The sequence below is a fragment of the Kitasatospora saccharophila genome (genome assembly GCF_039529925.1).
Taxonomy (GTDB): domain Bacteria; phylum Actinomycetota; class Actinomycetes; order Streptomycetales; family Streptomycetaceae; genus Kitasatospora; species Kitasatospora saccharophila.
Window position 1 is genome coordinate 37163 of sequence record NZ_BAAANS010000031.1, and the last position, 20134, is coordinate 57296.

Here is a 20134-nt window from a genome sequence, read left to right on the forward strand (position 1 = left end):
GGTCCGGGTGGCCGACGGACGGTCGGAGCAGGTGTGTCCGCCGGGTGACAGGGAGCGCAGATGCCAGCACAGGCCGCCGGTACGTCCCAGCCGCCCAGCCTGCGCGAGCTGCTCCGCAGCCCCGGGTACGGGCGGCTGCTCCTGGTGTCGGCGCTGGTCGGGGTGCCGGTCTCGCTGGCGGCGTTCGGCTTCGTCAGCCTGGAGCACGAGTTGCAGCACTGGGTGTGGGAGACGCTGCCGAAGGAGCTGGACTACGCGCGCGCGCCGTGGTGGTGGCCGCTGCCCGCGCTGGCGCTGGCCGGTCTGCTGCTGGCGCCGATCGTGACCCGGATGCCGGGGCGGGGCGGGCACGTGCCGGTGCTGGGGCTGGGCGGGCCGCCGACGCTGCCGGTGGAGGTGCCGTCGGTGGTGCTGGCGGCGCTGGCGGGGCTGCCGCTGGGTGCGGTGCTCGGTCCGGAGGCGCCGCTGATGGCGATCGGCAGCGGGTTGGCGCTGCTGACGGTGAGTGCGGCGAAGCGGGCGGCCAGTCCGATGGTCGGGCCGATGCTGGGGGCGGCCGGGTCGACGGCGGCGATCGCCACGATCTTCGGGAGCCCGTTGGTGGCGGTGGTGATGATGGTCGAGGCGGCGGGCCTGGGCGGGGCGCAGCTGACCATGCTGCTGCTGCCGTGCCTGCTGGCCTCGGGGGTGGGCGCGCTGGTGTTCACCGGGTTCGGGCACTGGACGGGCCTGTCGATCGGCGCGCTGAGCCTGCCGTCGGTGCCGAAGGCGCAGCTGCCGGACGCGGGGGACTTCCTGTGGGGGGTGCCGCTCGCGGTGGTGATCGCGGTGGTGCTGGTCGCGGGGCAGACCCTCGGGCACCGCTCCGCCGCGTTCACGGCGCACCGGACGGCGGTCCGGACGGTGCTGTGCGCGGTCCTGGTGGGCGCCTGCATCGCCGGGTACGCGCTGGTGACCGGGCGGTCCCCGGAGGAGGCGGCGCTGTCGGGGCAGGCCGCCCTCGGGCAGTTGGCGGCGGACCCGCAGAGCTGGTCGGTGGGCGCGCTGCTGGCGCTGGTGCTGTTCAAGGGGCTGGGCTGGGGCGTGGCGCTGGGCTCGCTGCGCGGTGGCCCGATCTTCCCTGCGGTGCTGCTGGGTGCGGCGCTCGGGGTGGCGGTGGGCGGCCTGCCCGGGATGGGGATCGAGTCGGGGCTGGCGGTGGGGCTGGCGGCGAGCAGCTCGGCGGTCACCCGGCTGCCGGTGACCAGCACGGTCCTGGCGGCGGCCCTGCTGGGCGACCAGGCGGCGGATTCGATGCCGCTGCTGATCGTCTCGGCGGTGGTGGCGTTCCTGACCGCGACCTTCGTGCACCGGGTGGCGGCGCCGGACCACTCGGTGGCGCCGGAGCACGCGGGGGTGTGAGGGCGTCCGTGCGGCGGGACGGCGGTGGGCGGGGACCGGGCGGGCGGAGGCCGGGAACGGCCGGGCCCCCGGCCGTGGCGGGCTGCCACGGCGGGGGGCCGGTGGGTCGGGGCGGAGGGGTCAGCCGGTGGGGAGGGCGGCGGTGAGGGCGGTCGGGACGGTGACGACGTCGCTGAAGGAGTAGCCGCCGGCGCCGAACTCGGCGGCCGTCATGGCCCGCTTGTGGCCGTTGTCGACGACCTGCCAGACGGTGGTGCTGTCCGGGGAGAGCAGCATGGTGCCGTCCGCGGGGACGGTCTTGGCGACGGCGGCGGCCTCCCAGCTGCCGGGGACGCCGCGCAGCGGCTGCTTGTCGTAGCCGAGGGCGGTGTAGTCGGCGGTGGTGAGCGGGACGGCCTTGCCGCCCGCCATCACGTACCGGGTGGTCTCCCGGCCGGTGGCGTTGGTGACGACGGTGCCGTTGGCGAGCGGCTTGCCGGTCAGGCCGGACAGCCACTCCTCGGGGGCACCGGTGATCGCGCCGCTCGCCCAGACGTCGGTGTACTCGGCGGCGGTGAGCGGCAGCGCGGAGCCGTTGACGGTGACGGACACCGTCGGGTCGGCGCCGCCCTTGCCCTTGACCAGGACGCCGTCGGCGGGCTTGGCGGCGGTGGCGCGGGCCAGCCACTCGCCGGGAACGCCCATCAGGGTGTCCTCGACGAAGTGGTCGGCGTTCCACTCGCCGGCGGAGACGTGCGCGGCGGCCCCGCCGATCATCACGTACCGGGCCGGGTCGTTGCCGGTCTGGTTCATCACCACCAGGCCGTCGGGCACCGGCCGGGCCGCGGCCTCCCGCAGCCACTGGCCGGGGACGGGAACCACCCGGCGGGTGTTGTAGCCGGCCGCGGTCCACTCGCTGCCGGAGATGGGCAGCGCGGAGCCGCCGATCATCACGTACCGGGCCGGGTCGTTGCCGGTCTGGTTCATCACCACCAGGCCGCTGGCGAGGGTGCCGCGGACGGCGTTCTGCAGCCAGGAGGTGGGCACCCCCATCAGGGCGCGGGTGTCGTAGCCCGCCGCGGTCCAGTCGTCGGCGCCGATGTGCAGCGCGACGCCGTCCTGGACCACGTACCGGGCCGGGTCGTTGCCGGACTGGTCCATCAGCACGGTCCCGTTCGCGGGCACCCCGGGCAGGGCGTTGAACGAGGCGTCGTCGACGGTGACGATCTGGCTGAGGTCGTAGTGGTCGGCGCTCACGTCGGACGCCTGCAGGACCAGGCCGCCGCCGCCGACGATGACCTTGACCACGGGGCTGCTCGCCGACTTCACCAGGGTGCCCGCCGGCAGGTTCGACGGGTTGGTGGCGGTGAACTGCGGGGAGATGTAGCCGCTGATGCGCTGGCCGGTCTCGGTGGAGCCGACCGCGTAGTTGTTGATGCTGTAGGTGGTGACCTGGCCGGCCGAGACCTGCCGGGTGTTCTGGTTGCCGCCGACCACGGTGATCGAGCCGGAGTTGACGGCCACCACCAGGTTGACGTGGGCGGCCCAGTCGCTGCCGGCGCTGTAGTTGTAGACCACCGCGTCGCCGACGTGCGGGGTGCTGCTCAGGGTGCCGTGGGCGACGCCGTAGTCGTAGAAGCTGGCGGCGCCGCTGGAGAGGGTGTTGGTGTCGCGGACGCCGTTGCGGGCCCAGACCCAGCCGGCGAAGTCGGCGCACCAGGACTCCTGCTTCTGGCCGGTGCTCGGGTCGCAGGAGTGGCCGCTGCCGTCGGGCGCGCTGTACCCGTTGCCGCCGATGGTGCAGGGGCCGCTGCCGAGCTGGCCCTTCGCGGTGGCGGCGATCCCGGCGGCGTCGGCGTGGGCCTGGCCGGCCGAGAAGGTGGTGAGGGCGCCGGCCGCGACCAGTGCCGCCAGGCCGACCTTGCCGGCCTGGCCGACCCGGCTGGTCTTGTCGGTCTTGTCGGCCTTGCCGGCCTTGTCGAACGCGCCGGCCTTGCAGAACTTGTGTTCGATTTCCATGGTGCGGTTCTCCTCGGGTTTCCACGGCCTCGGGCCGTGCTGCGGAAGGGGGTGGGTACGTGGTTGGTGGTGCGGGGTGGTGCGAGAGGGGTCGAGAGGGTCAGAGGGTGGTGGCGAGCAGTTGGGAGGAGCCGTCGGGGAGGCCCGCGATCGCCACCCGCTGGGCCGCGAAGGTGGCGGCGCCGCCGCTGCCGGGGACGGGCTGGAAGCCCGCCCAGACGCCGCCCGTGGACCGGGCCTCGTGGTAGACCAGGTGGTCGGAGCCGACCGCCGCGACCTGCGAACTGCCGTCCGGCAGGGCGGCGATGGCCACCGCGGAGGCCGCCATGGCCGATCCGTCGAGGCGGGTCAGCGGCTTGAAACCGGTCCAACTCCCGCTGGTCAGCCGGGTCTCGTGGTAGACGTTGCCGTCGTTGCCGACCGCCACCACCTGCGAAGTGCCGTCCGGCAGGCCCGCGATCGCCACCTTGGACGCCTGCATGGTCGGCGTGCCCACGCCGTTCAGCGGCGCGAAGCCCGTCCAACTCCCGCTGGTCAGCCGGGTCTCGTGGTACACGTTGCCGTCGGAGCCGATCACCGCGATCTGCGAACTGCCGTCCGGCAGCGCGGTGATCGCGACCTCCTTGGCCTGCATGGTCGGGGCGCCGGAGAAGCCGTCCAGCGGCGCGAAGCCGGTCCAACTCCCGTTCGTCAGCCGGGTCTCGTGGTACACGTTGCCGTCGTTGCCGACCGCCACCACCTGCGAAGTGCCGTCCGGCAGGCCCGCGATCGCCACCTTGGACGCCTGCATGGTCGGCGTGCCCACGCCGTTCAGCGGTGCGAAGCCCGTCCAGCTCCCGCTGGTCAGCCGGGTCTCGTGGTACACGTTGCCGTCGTTGCCGATGCCTACCACCTGGGCGGTGCCGTCCGGCATGCCGGTGATCGCGGCCTCCGGGCCCCGGAAGGTCGGGTCCCCGGCGTAGCCGTCGAGGGCGCCGAAGGAGCTCCAGGAGCCGTTGGCGGACCGGACGTCGTGGGAGAACACGCCGTTCGGGGTGGCGGCCGCGGTCGGGGCGACCTTGACGTCCAGATAGTCGGCGTCGATGTTCAGCGCGTAGCCGTGGTAGGTCTCGGTGACGTTGCCGGCGTACTGGTGGACGCGCTGGTGGTCGTTCCAGTACCCGGCGGGCAGGGCGCTGTCGGACGTCCCGGCGGTGCCGTTCCAGCGGGCGAAGTACACCACGTCGGGCATGGTGTAGCCGGTGACGTGCTTCGCCAGGTCGGCGATGCCGCTGTCGGCGCTGCTGTACACGCCGGAGCTGTAGCCGAGGGCGTGCAGCCGGTCGGTCCAGGCCGACAGGAAGGCCAGCACCTTGCCGCTGTTGGCGGAGGAGTACGCCTCCATGTCGTAGTAGAGGACGCTGCCCGGGCCGAAGCCGAGGGCGGTGGCGCGGTTGACCGCGTCGTTGGCGGCGTCGGCGCCCTGGCTCGCCGGGGAGCTGATCTCGCCCGCCTGGATCCCCACGTACAGCGGCATGAAGTGCCAGCCCGCGGTGGCCTGTTGGCTCACCCAGGCGGGGGTGAGGTTGGGCTGGGACGGGCAGCCCAGCCGGGCGCCGCCGATGTAGACGCCGACCGCGCGGTACGGCGAGTCGGCCAGCCAGCCGGCCATCAGGGAGCTGCTGGGGGCGGCGCAGGCGTCGAAGCCCTTGCCGGTGAAGTCGGTGCCGCTCGCGGCGAGGGTCGCGGCGGTGGCGGTCAGGGCGGACCTGGCCCGGCCGGGGGCCGGGGCCGGGGCGTCGGCGGGGAGGGCGGCGGCGGTCAGGATGCCGGTCATCAGGGCCTGGTCGGTGTCGTAGGTGGCGGTGACCCGCACCGTGCCGTCGGCGGCCCCGATCTCCCGGGCGGTGGTGTTCACGGTGGTGCCGGGGGCCTCGCCGGCCGCGGGCTGGACGAGCAGGGCCTCGGTGCGGCCGACGAGGTGGCTGGGGCAGTCCTGTTCGGTGCCGGGGGCGCCGAGGTAGAGGGCGTGCCGGTCGAAGCGGACGCAGGTGCGGGGGTCGGCGGACAGGTCGATCACCGGCCAGTCGGCGGGGATCCGGAACGTCCGGCCCAGGTAGTCCACGTCCCGGGTGGGACCGGTCGCCGCCGAGGCGGCGGTGGGGACGGTGCCGAGCGCGGTGGCGGCCAGGGCCGCGGCAGCGGCGGCGGTGGCCAGGTGGCGGCGGGTCTTCATGGCGGGTTCCTCGGGTGTCGGAGCGGGTGGGGCGGGCAGGGTGCGGCGGGCAGTGCGGGGCGGGCCCAGACCCGTCGGTGCGGCGGGCCGGTGGGGCGCGTTCTTCGGTTCGAATGCGAAGGGGCTTGGTCGGAGTGGGGGACGGGGGTGTCGGCGGCCGGTTTCAGCGGGCCTGGGCCACCCGCCGGGCGCGGCCGGTCAGTGGAAGGAGCGGACCAGTTCGGTTCCGCCGTTCGGGAGGGCGGTCAGGGCGACGCGCTCGGTCGCCGGGGTGCCGTCGAGCTCGCGGGGCACGGCCTGGAAGCCGCTCCAGGAGCCGCTGGTCATCCGGGTGCTCAGGTAGGTGCGGCCGTCGGGCGCCACGGCGGCGACCTTCGTGGTGCCGTCCGAGAGGCCCGCGACGGCCACCGCGGACGCCTGCATGGCCGGGGCGCCGGAGCGGCCGTCCAGCGGCGCGAAGCCGGTCCAGCTCCCGCTGGTCAGCCGGATCTCGTGGTACACGTTGCCGTCGTTGCCGACCGCCACCACCTGCGAAGTGCCGTCCGGCAGGCCGGTGATCGCCACCTTGGACGCCTGCATGGTCGGGGTGCCGACGCCGTTCAGCGGCGCGAAGCCGGTCCAACTCCCGTTCGTCCGGCGGATCTCGTGGTAGACGTTGCCGTCGGAGCCGATCACCGCGACCTGCGAACTGCCGTCCGGCAGCGCGGTGATCGCGACTTCCCTGGCCCGCATGGTCGGGGCGCCGGAGAGGCCGTTCAGCGGCTGGAAGCCGGTCCAGCTCCCGTTGGCGAGCCGGGTCTCGTGGTAGACGTTGCCGTCGTTGCCGACCGCCAGCACCTGGGCGCTGCCGTCCGGCAGGCCGGTGATCGCCACCTTGGACGCCTGCATGGTCGGGGTGCCGACGCCCGCGAGCGGAGCCAGCGGCGTCCACGTCCCGTCGGGCAGGTGGCGGTCGTGGTAGACGTTGCCGTCGTTGCCTACCGCGAGGAACTGCGAGGTGCCGTCGGGCATCCCGGCGACCGCCCCCTCGGAGCCCTGGAAGATCGGGGCGCCGCCGAACCCGTCGACCCCGGCCGGCTGGGACCAGACGTCGTCGGCCGTCCGGACCTGGTCGAAGAACTGGTGGGGCGCCGGACCGGAGTAGGTGACCAGGGCCGCGTTGAAGCGCGCCCGCATCGGCCGGAACTCGCCGTGGCCGGCGAAGTAGGGGTAGGGGATGGCCCGCTGGACCACGCCCTCGGTGGTGAACTCGTATCCCTGGTAGGAGGTGTGGGTGCTGTCCGTCCAACCGGCGAAGAGCACCACGTGACCGCCCGGGGACGGGTTCAGCAGGGCGTCGCCGACCGTGAGGTCGTTCTTGTTGCTGGTCGGCACCAGCGTCCCGGCCTGGACGAACTGGGAGGGCTCCAGCGACGTGGACAGGCCCCACGCCATGGACGCGTAACCGCCGGCGTCGGTCCGGTAACCGCCGTACGTCCCGTCCGGGGAGCAGCCCAGGCCCATGCCGAGCCAGGTCTTGGCCCGGGCGATGGCGTCCACTCCCCCGGTCACGTCCTCGTTCACCACGATCCCGACCTGCGGGGCCAGGACCTGCGGGTGGCAGCCGTCCTCGGCGTGCGCCGGCGCGGCGGTCAGCAGGACGGCCGCGGTCCCCGCGGCGAGCAGTGCGGCGACACTGCGGCGGGCGGTACGCGTGCGGGGCATGGCGGTCTCCTGAGCTCTTCCCGGTGGCCGGCCCCGCCGTGGCGCGGCAAAGGCCGTCATTCCTGACAATCCGCCAGAGGCGTTCACCTGCTGACAGGAAAGAGCTTGGATCCGACACATAATCCGCCGATAACATCGCCCTAACGCGTGTCGCCAGGGTGGGGGCGGAGGCGTTCGAGGCGGACACGGGGGTACGGCGGTGCGGTTCGGCTTGCTCGGCAGCCTGCAGGCGCACGACGGCGCGCGGGACTGCCCGATCCGCGGCCCCAAGGCCCGTACGCTGCTGGCCGTCCTGCTGCTGAACGCCAACCAGCCGGTCTCGCTGGACCGGCTGATCGACGCCCTGTGGGGCGACGAGGCCCCCAACACCGCCGAAGCCTCGCTGCGCAACCTGGTCGCCCGCACCCGCAAGTCGCTCGGCGACGACACCGGCGAACGGCTGCGCGCCGTCCCCTCCGGATACCAACTCCTGGTCGAGGAAGAGGAACTCGACAGCGCCCGGTTCGAACGGGCCGTCCAGCGGGCCCGCGCCGCGCACGAGGCCGCCGACTGGCCCCGCGTCCTCGCCGAGACCGCCACCGCCCTGGAACTGTGGCGCGGCGAACCGCTCGCCGACCTGCCCGAGACCGCCGCCGGACACTCCCGCTGCGAACAGTGGCGGGAGAACCGGCTGCAGGCCCTGGAATGGCGCTTCGACGCCGAACTCCACCAGGGCCGCCCGCACGGACTGGTCGCCGAACTCACCCGGCTGGTCGGCGAGCACCCGCTGCGCGAAGCCTTCCACGGCCAACTGATGCTCGCCCTGCACGGCTCCGGCCAACGCGCCCAGGCCCTCACCGTCTACCAGCGACTGCGCCGCGCCCTGGTCGACGAACTCGGCATCGAACCCGGCCCCGCCGTACGCGAGTCGCACGCCCGCATCCTCGCCGACCAGCCCGAACCCGCCCCCGCCCCCACCCCGCGCACCGGCCGCCCCATCCCCGCCCAACTCCCGTCCCCGCCACCGCACTTCGTCGGTCGCCGCGAACAACTCGACGCCCTGCGCACCGCCCTGCTCTCCGGCACCGACCGCCCCGGACTCGCCGTGCTCAGCGGCATGGCCGGCGTCGGCAAGTCCGCCCTCGCCGTCCACTGCGCCGAGACGCTGCGCGGCCGCTTCCCCGACGGCCAGCTCTTCCTCAACCTGCGCGGCGCCACCCCCGGCCTCACCCCGCTCGGCGCCCACCAGGCGCTCACCGCCCTGCTCCGCGGCCTCGGCACCGGCCCCGCCGACATCCCCGACGAGGCCGACGGCGCCGCCGCCCTGCTCCGCAGCACCCTCAGCGGCACCCGCACCCTGCTGCTGCTCGACGACGCCGCCGACCTCGCCCAGGTCCGGCACCTGCTGCCCTCCGGCCCCGGCTGCGGCGTCCTGATCACCAGCCGCACCCCGATGCTGGCCCTCGACGGCGCCACCCACCTCCGCCTCGGCACCCTCACCAGCAAGGAGAGCATCGCCCTGGTCGAGCTCGCGGCCGGACGCGCCACCGCCGGACGCGAGGTCGTCAGCATCGAACACGCCGACCTGGCCCGGCTGGTGGAACTCTGCGGCCGCCTCCCGCTCGCCCTGCGCATCGTCGCCGCCCGCCTCGCCGCCCGGGCCACCCTCCCCGTCCGCAACCTGGCCGACCGGCTGGAGGACCCCGAGGACCGGCTCGACGAACTCGAACTCGACGACCTCAGCGTCCGGCAGTCCCTCGGCCTCGCCCACGACGCGCTCCGCGGCTCCGACCGCAAGCTCGACCGCCGCGCCGCCGACGCCCTGGCCGCCGTCGGCGCCCTCGACCTCCCCGAGTACTCGGCCGGCCTGCTCTCCGGCGTCCTGCGGATCAGCCCCGGACAGGCCGGCGCCGCCCTCGACCGGCTCGCCGACATCGCCCTCCTCGACGAACCCCGCAGCGGCCTGTTCGTCCCCCACGACCTCGTCCGCGACTACGCCCGCGAACTCACCGCGGACCCGGCCGAACGCGACCGCAGCGTCGCCGCCGCCCTCCACTGGTACCTCGACGCCGCCGCCGGCTCCGCCCGCGTCCTCGACCCCGGGCTCCACCGCAAACGCCAACTCCCGCCCGGCCACGGCCACGACGACGACCGCGACACCGCGTTCGCCTTCGGCGACGACGAATGCGCCAACCTCACCGTCCTCGTCGAACGGCTCGCCGACCAGCCCTGGGCCGCCCCCCAACTCCTCACCCTCGTCCAGGCCCTGCCGCCCTTCCTCCGGGCCCGCGGCCGCACCCCCGAACTCCTCCAACTCAACGAGATCGCGCTGCGCGTGGCCCGACGCGAACAGCACACCGTCGCCGAGGGCATCGCCCTCGTCGACCTCGCCACCGCGCACACCGACACCGGACGCTTCACCACCGCCCTCGACCTCGTCGACCGGGCCATCCCGCTCTGGCAGCGCACCGGCCACCTCGAACGGCTCCAGACCGGCCTCAACAACCGCGCCACCATCCTCCAACTGCTCGGCCGCGACCAGGAAGCCGCCGACACCCTCCACCAGGCCCTCGACCTCGCCGTCCGCAACGACGACGCCTTCAACGAAGCCTTCGCGCTCTCCACCCTCGGCAACCTCGCCGAAGCCGACGACCCCCACCTCGCCATCACCCACCACACCCGCAGCATCGACGCCGGCCGGCGCACCCGCGACCCCGTCCTCTTCGAAACCGCCGGCCTCTGCAACATCGGCAACGCCCACCTGCGCCTCGACCAACCCGCCGAAGCCCTCCACCACTACCGCACCGCGCTCGCCCGCTCCGAGAACACCCACTGGAACACCAAGCGCGAGTGCCGCCTCGGCGAGATCGAGTCCCTCCGCCGCCTCCGCCGCCTCCAGGACGCCGCCGACCGCGGCCGCGAACTCCTCGCCCTCACCACCGAACTCGCCGACACCTACGGCACCGGCCTCGCCGAACACGCCCACGGCCTCGTCCTCCGCGACCAGGGCCTCCCCCACCAGGCCCTCACCCACTGGCGCACCGCGCTCGACCGGCTCGCCGGCACCGACAACCCCGTCGTCGCCGAACTGCGCGGCCTGATCGCGTTCACGGAGGCGACGGCGGGGGTGGCGTGAGGGGGTCAGCGGCGCTGGATCACCACGTCGGGCGGGAGGCGGTCGGCGTTGCGGACCTCCGTCATTCTCGGGACCTGGATCGTCAGGCCGGAGGATCCCGCGAAGGGCTCCACGTCGAGGCTTTCACAATGTGGGAGCCACAGGGAGTGCATGCTCGGGAAGGCGGCGCACACCAGAGAGAGATCCGGGAGGGCGGAATTCTCGATCGTCACCTCTTCAACGGTAGGCAGTTCGGCCGTCGGCTCCAATTCGCCGGAGAACCTCAGCTTGGACAGTTTCGGAAGCCTGCGGAGCTCCCACCAATCGATCATTCCCAAACTGTCGTCCACCTCCAGGTGAGAGAGCTCCACCAGCCGGTCGATTCCCTCCAAATCGATCGTGCTTGCCACATTCATCCAGGTCACCGAGGTGGGAATCGGGATGTCGCGGATCGACCACCCGAACTCGTCAGTGGTCACCTCGAACTCGCGAAGACCGTGCAGCCCGCTCAGGACATCGATCGACATGCCCCGGTACAGACCGATCCTCAGGTGCTCCAAGCTGACTGATCGGATCCCGGACAGGTCTCGCAGCGAAGGGCATCCGAAGACCCCGAACGACGACAGTGCACGGCACTCCCGCAGGATCTCCAGGTCCTCGATCAGTTCATTGCCGAAGAGGAACAATCCCCTCCGCTCGGACAGGCCCGGAATCTCCGCCAGTTGAGCCGAAGTGTGGTCACCCGATACATAGAGCTGATTGAGCGTTTCCACCACGGGAGCCGCTCTGATCTGCTCCAGTGTGTGGATCGCCAGCCCCACCGGGGCTTTGCAGTGCGCCAGGATCTCCCGGGAGTACTCGTCGGCTTCGATTCCGCGGGTGAGTTCTCCGTCGGTGAGTACGTTCCAGAGAAGCCCGCCACGCGACTCCCGGAACCGCTTCAGGAACGGCACCACGGCGTCCCCGCCCACCCGCAGCACAGTGCGCGCCACGTAGGACTGCTCCGCGTCGCTCAACCCCTCCGGGCCCGGCAGCAGGTCCAGGACGAACCGGCCGCACGCAGCCAGTTCCTCCGCCTGTTTGTGACTGCGCGGCGGCAGCAGCCCCTTCACCCGCTCCGTCACCGCTTCCCGCACCGCCGGGTCCAGCTCGGTCGCGTACATCAGGCAGGCCGCCGCCAGCAGGTGCAGCCGGGTGCGGTGCTTGGCGGTGCGGTCGCCGCGGGTCAGCAACTTCCGGATGATCCGGGCCCGTTCCTCCGCCCTGGCGTGGCCGACGGCCATCCGCAGGACGTCCTCCCAGGTGCTGTCGGTGGACTGCTTGTCGAGCAGGCCGAAGTCGCGCGCTTCGACGGCGGCCTTGGCGCCCAGGTAGTCCTGGAAGGTGCGGTGGACGAAGTCGACGGTTTCCTCGGTGGGTTGGCGGAGGAGGCCGGTGCGGGCGAGGAGGTGGCGGAGGATCTGCGGGGCGGTGCCCTGGGCCTCGACCTGGGGCATGGCGGGGAGGGCGTCGGCGACGACCTGTTCGGCGTCCGCGCGGTCGACCTCGATGTAGCCGTTGCGGAGCATCCAGTGGGCGAGGCGCTGGAGCAGGGCGCTGCTCTGGGCCTCGGTGAGGCGGATGCCCTCGGGGTCGAGGATGTCGCGCTCCTCGTCGCGGCGGACCATCAGCATGGCGAGGGCGGCGGCGTAGAGGGACATCCGGTCGCCGGGGAGGTGGCCGTGGCGGTCGCGGTTGAGGGCGCAGACGAGGGCGCACAGCAGTGGGGTGGTGGCGAGTTGGGCCAGGTCGGGTTGGGCCCGGACGGCGTCCTTGAGCTGGGCTTCGAGGACGGTGAGGGCTTCGGCCTCCTCGGGCGCGGCGTCGATCCTGGCGGCGTCGGCGCGGGCGGCGTCGTGCCAGCGGGTGACGAAGACGCCGACGTCGCGGGAGCTCATCGGGCGGACGGTGAGTTCGCGGAAGTCCTCCCCGGCGAGCCAGCCCTCGTCGACGGCGGTGGGCCGGGTGGTGGTGGCGTAGTAGGCGCGGGGGTAGGCGGCGAGCAGGTCGGTGAGCCAGCGCTTGGTGCCGGCGCGGGCGGCTTCGGCGACCTCGTCGATGCCGTCGAGCAGGACCATGGCGCGGCCCTGGGCCATCACGGTGTCGGCCCAGCCGGGCGGCTGGGCGGCGGCGAGCGGGCTGCCGAGGACGGTGAGGAACTCGTCGGGGCGGGGGAGCTCCGGGCGGCGGACCAGGGTGCGCAGCGGTAGCAGGAAGGGGATGCTGCCGGTGAGGGGGGCGAGTTCGGCGGGGAGCCGGTGCTCGGCGGTGGTGACGGCGAGCCACTGCAGGAGGGTGGTCTTCCCGCTGCCCGCGCCGCCGCGGACCAGGACGCGCCGGCTGCCGGCGAGCGCCTGCTCGGCCCGCTGGACCCGGATCGCGGGGCCGTCGAGCCGTCCGGGGCCGTCGAGGCGTCCGGTGGCGCCGTGCCAGCCGCCGGGGTGCTCGCGGTGCCGGGTCTCGGCGAGTTCGAGGCTGAGGTAGGCGGTGTCCAGCGGCCACTTGGAGCGTTCGGGGCGGCGCAGGTCGAGGCCGATGATGTCGAGGCGGCGGTGCCGTTCGGCCACGTAGTCGACGTACCTGCTCTCGAACTCCCGGTGTTCGGGCGGTACTTCGACCGGCCCGGCAGATACGGTCGGCCGGGTCGCCCGGCGGTGCAGGTCGAGCAGCGGCGGGACGGGGGCGCGCAGGGTCCGGGCCAGGATCCGGACCGTGCGCTCGGACGGGAGCCTCCGCCCGTTGAGGGCCTGGCTGACGGTGGTCCGTCCCAGTTCGGCGCGGACGGCCAGCGTCTCGACGCCGTCGATCCGCCGGTCCGCCATCAACTGCCGCAACCGGGAGGCGAGTTCCTCGACCGCCGCCTGACCCTCCGGCCCTTCCGACCCCATCGCCACCGCCACCGTTCCCGCCACCGCCGCCGCTCCCGCCCACGAACCCGATCCGTTCAGTTTCGTACGGCCGAACGTCGGCGAACGCGGAATCGGCCAGATTCGGCTCCGTCCAAGCACCACGGCACCCGTGCCCGGAGGAGATCCCGCATGAACCCGACGTCCGTCCTGCTCGCCCTGCTGCTGTTCACGCTCCTGGCGGGGGTGGTCCTGCCCGCGGTCTGGTCCCGCCGCCCGGAGCGCCGCTCGGCGGCCCGCGGCGTGCTGCGGATGCTGCTGGCCGCCCTGCGGCGGGACGGCGACCGCTGAGCGCCCGGCACCCGGCGCCCGGCACTCAGAGCAGCGCGCCGCCGTCGACGTGCAGCAGGGCGCCGTTGACGAAGGCGTTCTCCAGCAGGTGGAGCACCGAGGCGGCGATGTCGTCCGGCTGCCCGATCCGGCCCACCGGGGTGTCGGCGGCGGTCGCGGCGAAGAACGCGGCCCGGTCGTCCTCGGGGAGGAAGTCCCACAGCGGGGTGTCGACCAGGCCGGCCACCAGGACGTTGACCCGGACCGGGGCCAGCTCCAGGGCGAGCGAGCGGCCCATCGCGCCGATGCCGACGTTGGCGGCCGCGGTGACGCTCATCCCGGGGAACGGCTTGTAGCCGCCCGCGCCGGCCAGCAGGACGATCGAGCCGTCCGCGGCGAGCCGGCCGTGCGCGTGCCGGACCGCCAGCAGTTGGCCGACCAGCTTGGTGTCCAGGCAGGCCCGGATCGCGTCCGCGCCGACCTCCAGGACGGAGCCGTTGGCCATCTCGCCCGGGCACACCACCAGGTGGTCCAGTTCTCCGGTCGCGGCGAACAGCGCCCGCACGCTCTCCTCGTCCGTCACGTCCACCGGGTGGGTGGTGACGCCGAGTTCGGCGGCGGCCGCGGCGAGCTTGTGCTCCGAGCGGGACGCCACGGTCACCCGCGCGCCGGCCGCGCGGGCCCGGGCCGCCACCGCCCGGCCGATGCCGGAGCTGCCTCCGATCACCACGACATGACGATCCGTCAGTTCCTTGCCGGACATGCGCCCTCCCAGGGCTCTCGCACCGATGGGCGCGTCAACTGCGCCCGTTCACAATCTCGTTCGCCCGGGGGGTGGCGAAAAGATGGGCACTTATCCTGGGTTCCGGACCACCAGGCACCGACCGACGGGGGAACTCCGATGAGCGGATCGCCGCAGCGCCGACAGGAGTTGGCGGCGTTCCTGCGCAGCCGGCGGGAGCGGCGCACGCCGGAGGCCGCGGGGCTGCCGGGCACCGGTCGGCGCCGGACGCCCGGGCTGCGCCGGGAGGAGCTCGCGGCCCTGGCCGGGGTCAGCGCCTCCTGGTACACCTGGCTGGAGCAGGGGCGGCGGATCCGGGTCTCCCGGCAGGTGCTGGCCGGGCTGTCGGGCGCGCTGGGGCTGGACCAGGTGGAGCACGCCCACCTCTTCCGGCTCGCCGACGAGGTGCCGCCCGGGGCGCAGCCGGGTGCGCCGGACGGGGCGGCCGACCGGTTGTCCGCCAACTACCGCCTGCTGCTGGACCAGTTGGACCCGAACCCGGCCTTCATGACCGGCCCGCGCTTCGACGTCCTGGCCTGGAACCTGGGCCAGCAGGCGCTGTTCGGCGGCTTCGACCAGGTGGCGCCCGCCGACCGCAACATGCTGTGGCTGATGTTCATGTCCCCCGAACTGCGGGCGGTGCACGAGGACTGGGAACAGGAGGCGGCCCACGCCGTCGCCCTGTTCCGCTCGCAGGCGGGCGACCGGCTGCTGCGGCCCGAGTACGCCGCGCTGGTCGCCCGGCTGCGGGAGGCCAGCCCCGAGTTCCGCGCGCTGTGGGAACGGCACGACCTGGTCGGCTACACCCCGCGCAGCCGGACCTTCGTCCACCCCCGGTACGGCCGGCTGACCCTCGACTACGTCAAGCTGCACGCCGCCGACGGGGAGCCCACCCTGGTCGCCCACCTGCTGCCGCCCGGCTCGGCGGTGGCCGCCGAGATCGCCCGGCTGGTCGCCGCCGAGCGGGCCGCCACCGACGCGCCGTGAGGGAGCGGGCCGGGCGGCTCGACCCGGCGCCCACCGCCGCTGGACTCCCCTGCTTCACTGTCTCCCGACCCGATCGGCCGGGAACCGCCCGGGAGCCGGCCGGACCGAACGACGACGGAGGGGCGGACGTGGACGCGGTGGAGCTCATGGAGTGGCTGGCCCGACTGGGCTGCTGCACGGTCCTCAAGGCCGACGGCGAACGGCCGCCGGGCAAGCGCTGGACGGTGATCGCCTCCGGCGGCCCGCTCTCCCCGGACACGTCCTTCCGCGCCGACCGGCCCTCCCCCGACGACTGCCTGGAAGCCCTGCTCGCCCACCTGGAGGGCCTGGGCCTGTCGCCCTTCGCCTGACGGTGCCGGAACGACCACGCGCACCGCGCGGCGGGCGTCAGATCACGATCGACGTGGTCACGCACCGCACGCCTCCGCACGCCTCCGCAGGGCCCTCGCGGGCGCACCGCTCGCACCGACGGCACGGACCGTCAACGGGGGGCTTCGACGGGGGCGGTCTCACCGAGGGCGTAGGCGATCGAGGTGGCCGAGGTGCGGGCACAGTCGCGGGCGCTGGTGAGGAGTTCCGTCCGCTCCTGGGCGCAGGAGGCGTGTTCGTACCTGCGGAGGTGCAGGACCGCTCGGAGGCTGCTGAGTTGGGCCCGGACGAGCGGGTCGTGGAGGTCGGTGTGCCGCCGCAGTTCCTCCACCATGCCTTCCAGGGCGGTCTCCGCGGGTGGGCGCGTCACGGTCGTGCTCTCCTGGCGGGGCGTCATGCGAGGGGATTCCTTCGGCGGCGGGCGGGGCGGTGTCAACCGGCCTGCGGGGCGAGGGCGCCCCGTGGCGCGGTGGCCGTGCGGATGAAGGACGCGATTTCCTCCACCAGGGGGGCGCGCAGGAAGGCGTAGTGGTCGCCGGGCACGTGGATGTGGTGGTGCCGACCGGCGGTCCGGGTCGCCCAGCGCCGTGCGGAGCCGATGTTGGACGACCGGTCCGGGGTCAGCAGCAGCAGGTCCGCCGCGACCGAGCCGCGCGGGGTGTAGTGGGCCAGCGCGTCCGCATGGGCGCGGAACACCCGGAACCGGCCCTCCAGTTCGGCGCGCATGGCCTGGGTCTGCTCCCGGTCGCCGGGGCTGTCGCCGTCCCCGGTGACGGCCCCGGCCACCCAGCCCAGGGGGTCGGACGCCGCCGCGGCGGGGATGCTCCAGCCCAGCGAGTCCGCGATGTCCTCGGCGAAACGGGCGACGAGCGGCGACGCGCCGTCGTGTGCCGCGGCGGCGCCGTCCAGGCCGAGTTCGGCCGGCGACAGGAGGAAGGGGGAGTCGAGCACCGCGACGAACCGGACCTCGGCTCCGTCCCGTTCGAGCCGGCGGGCCATCTCGAAGGCCACGATGCCCCCCATGGACCAACCGCCGAGCAGGTACGGGCCGTCCGGCGACGCGGCCCGTACCGCCGCCGCGTACCGTTCGACGATCTCGGCCAGCGAGTCGACCGGCGCGCCCTCGCCGTAGAGGCCGAACGCCTCGATCCCCACCACGGAGTACGTGTCCTTGAGGGCCTTGGCGAGCGCGGCGTACGGGTGCACGGTCCCGCCGATGGCGTGGACGAGGAACAGCGTCGGCAGCCCGTCCGCCGCTCCGGGGGACAGCGGGACCAACTGGGCCGCCGGGCGCGGTGCCTCCCGCCTGTCGGGGGCCTCTGCCGTACTCGGTGCGTGAACAGCCACGGGTGCCTTTCCTTCCGCAGCCAACGAGCCCGATCCACCGTGGATCCCCAGCCGCACTTCTCATCACTGAAATTCAGGATCGGTGCCGACAGTAACGAACGGTCCGCCGCCGCGGTCGGTCCGCGGAGCGGCAGTCCACCGGCAATTCGGGGCAGCGGGCCCCGGGGCTCAGAGCAGCGCCTCCTCCTCGGGGGCCGACGGGCCGGGGTCGGCCAACTGCTCCATGGCGAGCTGGTACCCCAGCTGGAGGCGGGTCGTCGCCCCCATCTCCTTCCGGATGCGCGCCAGATGGGTGTGGTAGGTGCGCTCGCTGACGCCGAGGCGGCGGGCGATCGCCGAGTCGGGGAGCCCTTCCAGGAGCAGGCGCTTGATCATGTTGTGGATGTCCGGCATCACCTCGGCGGCGGCGTCGGCGGCCCCGGTGGGCACGAAGGGCACGGCGCGCTGCCAGTTGCGGTCGAAGATGTCGGCGAGGAAGCCGGCCAGCGCCCGGTCCCGGACCACCACCGCGGTGGTGCGTTCCGGGTTGGCGGGGAGCAGGGCCAGTGAGCGGTCGATGACGAAGACCCGGTCGAAGAACTCGTCCAGGGTCCGTACCGCGCCGCCGCTCTCGCTCACCGCTTCCACGTAGCGCTTGGTGGGCTCGTTGAACCGGGCGGAGTGCTGGTAGAGCGTCTTCATCCGCACGCCCCGGCCGAGGTGCTCCTGGGCCAGCGGGAGGGCGCGTCCCAGGGTTTCGGCGGACCGGCCGCCGCCGGGCTGGGCGGTGAGTATCTCCTCGGTCGCCTCCCGGCTGATCCGGTCCACGCACGCCCCGATCTCCTGCATCCCGTGGATGTACTCCAGGGGTGGCGGAGGTGCGGGCGAGTGCTGCGCGGTGAAGGCGGCGACCAGCGGCTCGAAGGTCTGCTCCACCCGGGTGGCCCGGATCTCCATCTGCCACGCCCTGGTGCGCCAGGCGGAAGCGAGCCGCCGCTCCACGAGCCGGGGGTCGACGGGCCGGAGCGCCGTCCGGTCGGGCGTGGGTTCCAGCAGCCCCACCCGAAGCAGCTCCGGTATGCCGGGAATGTCCGATTCGGGGGTGAAGGCGGTCCCGCGAAGTGCCAGGTCATAGGCAGCGAGGGCTTCCGGGGTCAGTTCCACGTCCGACTCGTCCGCTTTTGTAGTCATATGACATCCCTCAGTTTTCTGCTTTGCGGCGACCCGACCCCCCTGACCTGTGGTGATCGTAACCGGGCCGGACCTAGCCTCCAGGAGTCGGAAGCCGAGAGCTACCGCAACAATCATCGCAAAACCATGGAGACCCCTGTGAACACCAACAAGACGGCACGAATCGCACGACGTGTTGCGAGCACCGGTGCCCGCTGGGCGGCCGTCGCAGCGCTGTCGGCGGCGGCGGTCTTCACCGGGGCCGGCGTGCTGTCCGGGTCCGCCGGAACGGCTGCCGTCGCCGACGACCTCGGCTGGGACTCGACCGGTGGCACCGTCGTGGCGGCGGACCTGGGCTGGGACTCGACCGGTGGCACCGTCGTGGCGGCGGACCTGGGCTGGGACGGCGTGCCGACCGCCACCACCGACGGCTCCGACGACCTCGGCTGGGACTGAACCCCGGCTCCGGGAAGCCCGGGAGAATCGAATGGACGTCCGCGACCGCCCCGTGTGCTTCGGCGACGCGCTGCACCTGCTGCGCAAGCGCACGGGGACGACCCAGGAGCAACTCGCCGCGCTGTCCGCGGTCAGCGTCCGCGCCATCCGCGACCTGGAGCTCGGCAGGGCGAGCCGCCCCCGCCGGGAGACGGTCCGGCTGCTCGCCGACGCCCTGCGGTTGGATCCGTCCTCCCGCGCGCTGCTGGAATCCTCGGCGGGCCGTCCCGCCGAGGACACGACCCTGCGGCAGCTGTACGAGGAGGGGGCGGCCGCGCCGCCGGTACCGATCGGACCGATCACGGGCCGCCGGACGGACACCGACGTCGTCTGCGAGGCCCTCGGCACGGAACGGCTCGTCTCCCTGGTGGGCCTGGCCGGGGTGGGGAAGACCAGGCTCGCCCTGGCGGTCGCCGAGCGCGTCCGGGCGGACGGGGCCGCGGCCGTCGTCTGGCTCTCCGGACACGGCGCCCCCGGGGCGGACCGCCCCGGCCACCCCGAACACTCCGACCGTGCGGGGCAGCCGCACGACGTGCTCAGGCCGTGGATCCTCGACCGGCTCTCCGGTGCGGGGCCGGTGGACGACCTCGCCGCGCTGATCGGTGACCGGCGCACCCTGCTCGTCGTCGACGCCCACGAGTCCTCGCGCGTCCTCCGGGAACCGCTGCTGCGGCTGCTCGACCACTGCCCCGGCCTCCGGGTCCTGACGACCACCCGGGAACCGCTGCTGCTCCGCGATGCCCGCACGGTGCCGGTCCGCCCCCTCTCCCTCACCGCGGTCGGCGGTTCCGGGTCCGGGGACGAGCACCCGCCGGCGGTGGCCCTGCTGCTGTCGCGCCTGCGGTACTGCCGACCGGTCCTGGAACCCACGGAGGCCACGGTCGAGGCGGCGGCCCTGCTGTGCGGGGTGCTGGACGGCATCCCCCTCGCTCTCGAACTCGCCGCGGCCTGGTTCCCCGTCTACTCGCCCCAGCAGTTGGTGCCGATCGCGCGGGAGTCCCCGCTCGACCTCCTGGAGCCCGTGTTCGGCGCGGAGGGCGAGGCCGGCACCGACCTGCGCGGGTCGGTGCGGCAGTCCGTCGCCGGCCTGCGGCCCTCCGAGAGCAGGCTGCTGCGCGCACTCGCGCTGCACACCGGGGCGCTTCCCCTCGACCTGGCGGCCGAACGCCTCGGCATGGCGCCCGCCGAGACCAGGCGGGCCGCCCACCTGCTGGTGCTGCGCGGGCTCGCCGCGCAGGAGTGCACCGCCGACGGCGGCGCCGCCCTGACGGTGCTGAACCTGGTCAGGAGCGTGCTCCTGGCGGCTCCGGCCCCGCGCGAACCCCTCCCCGCCGCGTCCCGGCGCTGACTGCCGGGGCCCGTCCGGCGGGCGGAGCCGC

At 73.8% G+C, this 20134-nt stretch carries 15 protein-coding genes; 7 read left to right on the forward strand and 8 right to left on the reverse strand.

Annotated elements, in window-relative coordinates:
* Positions 1–60: 60 nt before the first annotated feature.
* Complete coding sequence (locus ABD345_RS22530; protein ID WP_344554361.1) at positions 61–1401, forward strand: chloride channel protein; 1341 nt, start codon at positions 61–63, stop codon at positions 1399–1401.
* A gap of 120 nt (positions 1402–1521) precedes the next feature.
* Here the strand turns inward: ABD345_RS22530 and ABD345_RS22535 are convergent, their stop codons facing one another.
* The 3 genes from ABD345_RS22535 to ABD345_RS22545 all read right to left on the reverse strand — a co-directional run bounded on the left by ABD345_RS22535 (position 1522) and on the right by ABD345_RS22545 (position 7318).
* A complete protein-coding gene (locus ABD345_RS22535; protein ID WP_344554362.1) occupies positions 1522–3399 on the reverse strand; it encodes a CHAP domain-containing protein in 1878 nt (625 codons plus the stop codon).
* 100 nt (positions 3400–3499) lie between these two features.
* Positions 3500–5614 (reverse strand): glycoside hydrolase domain-containing protein, encoded by a 2115-nt coding sequence (locus ABD345_RS22540; RefSeq protein ID WP_344554363.1) that lies wholly within the window; start codon positions 5612–5614, stop codon positions 3500–3502.
* Between the two features lie 198 nt (positions 5615–5812).
* Positions 5813–7318: a DUF8189 domain-containing protein gene (locus ABD345_RS22545; RefSeq protein ID WP_344554366.1), complete on the reverse strand. Its 1506-nt coding sequence runs from the start codon at positions 7316–7318 to the stop codon at positions 5813–5815.
* Between the two features lie 199 nt (positions 7319–7517).
* Here ABD345_RS22545 and ABD345_RS22550 point away from each other — a divergent pair, with 199 nt between their 5' ends.
* Positions 7518–10433 (forward strand): AfsR/SARP family transcriptional regulator, encoded by a 2916-nt coding sequence (locus ABD345_RS22550; protein WP_344554368.1) that lies wholly within the window; start codon positions 7518–7520, stop codon positions 10431–10433.
* Positions 10434–10438: 5 nt separating this feature from the next.
* Here the strand turns inward: ABD345_RS22550 and ABD345_RS22555 are convergent, their stop codons facing one another.
* Positions 10439–13363, reverse strand: coding sequence for an NACHT domain-containing protein (locus ABD345_RS22555; protein ID WP_344554370.1), 2925 nt, complete (start codon positions 13361–13363; stop codon positions 10439–10441).
* 126 nt (positions 13364–13489) lie between these two features.
* Between ABD345_RS22555 and ABD345_RS22560 the strand changes: the two genes are divergently transcribed.
* Positions 13490–13648, forward strand: coding sequence for a hypothetical protein (locus tag ABD345_RS22560; protein ID WP_344554372.1), 159 nt, complete (start codon positions 13490–13492; stop codon positions 13646–13648).
* A 25-nt stretch (positions 13649–13673) separates the two neighbouring features.
* On the opposite strand, the gene ABD345_RS22565 is transcribed toward ABD345_RS22560, so the two are convergent.
* Complete coding sequence (locus ABD345_RS22565; protein ID WP_344554373.1) at positions 13674–14390, reverse strand: SDR family oxidoreductase; 717 nt, start codon at positions 14388–14390, stop codon at positions 13674–13676.
* A 138-nt stretch (positions 14391–14528) separates the two neighbouring features.
* Here ABD345_RS22565 and ABD345_RS22570 point away from each other — a divergent pair, with 138 nt between their 5' ends.
* Positions 14529–15395: a helix-turn-helix transcriptional regulator gene (locus ABD345_RS22570; protein WP_344554375.1), complete on the forward strand. Its 867-nt coding sequence runs from the start codon at positions 14529–14531 to the stop codon at positions 15393–15395.
* A 128-nt stretch (positions 15396–15523) separates the two neighbouring features.
* Positions 15524–15745, forward strand: coding sequence for a hypothetical protein (locus ABD345_RS22575; RefSeq protein WP_344554377.1), 222 nt, complete (start codon positions 15524–15526; stop codon positions 15743–15745).
* Positions 15746–15876: 131 nt separating this feature from the next.
* Here the strand turns inward: ABD345_RS22575 and ABD345_RS22580 are convergent, their stop codons facing one another.
* The 3 genes from ABD345_RS22580 to ABD345_RS22590 all read right to left on the reverse strand — a co-directional run bounded on the left by ABD345_RS22580 (position 15877) and on the right by ABD345_RS22590 (position 18152).
* Positions 15877–16134, reverse strand: a complete 258-nt coding sequence (locus ABD345_RS22580; protein WP_344554379.1) for a hypothetical protein — start codon at positions 16132–16134, stop codon at positions 15877–15879.
* Positions 16135–16196: 62 nt separating this feature from the next.
* Positions 16197–17111 (reverse strand): thioesterase domain-containing protein, encoded by a 915-nt coding sequence (locus ABD345_RS22585; protein WP_344554381.1) that lies wholly within the window; start codon positions 17109–17111, stop codon positions 16197–16199.
* A 168-nt stretch (positions 17112–17279) separates the two neighbouring features.
* Entirely contained in the window at positions 17280–18152 is an 873-nt protein-coding gene (locus tag ABD345_RS22590; RefSeq protein WP_344554382.1) for a helix-turn-helix transcriptional regulator, read from the reverse strand.
* Between the two features lie 255 nt (positions 18153–18407).
* Here ABD345_RS22590 and ABD345_RS22595 point away from each other — a divergent pair, with 255 nt between their 5' ends.
* Together ABD345_RS22595 and ABD345_RS22600 are read left to right on the forward strand one after the other, a co-directional pair.
* Positions 18408–18716, forward strand: coding sequence for a hypothetical protein (locus tag ABD345_RS22595; RefSeq protein ID WP_344554384.1), 309 nt, complete (start codon positions 18408–18410; stop codon positions 18714–18716).
* A gap of 31 nt (positions 18717–18747) precedes the next feature.
* Complete coding sequence (locus tag ABD345_RS22600; protein WP_344554385.1) at positions 18748–20103, forward strand: helix-turn-helix domain-containing protein; 1356 nt, start codon at positions 18748–18750, stop codon at positions 20101–20103.
* Positions 20104–20134: the final 31 nt, after the last annotated feature.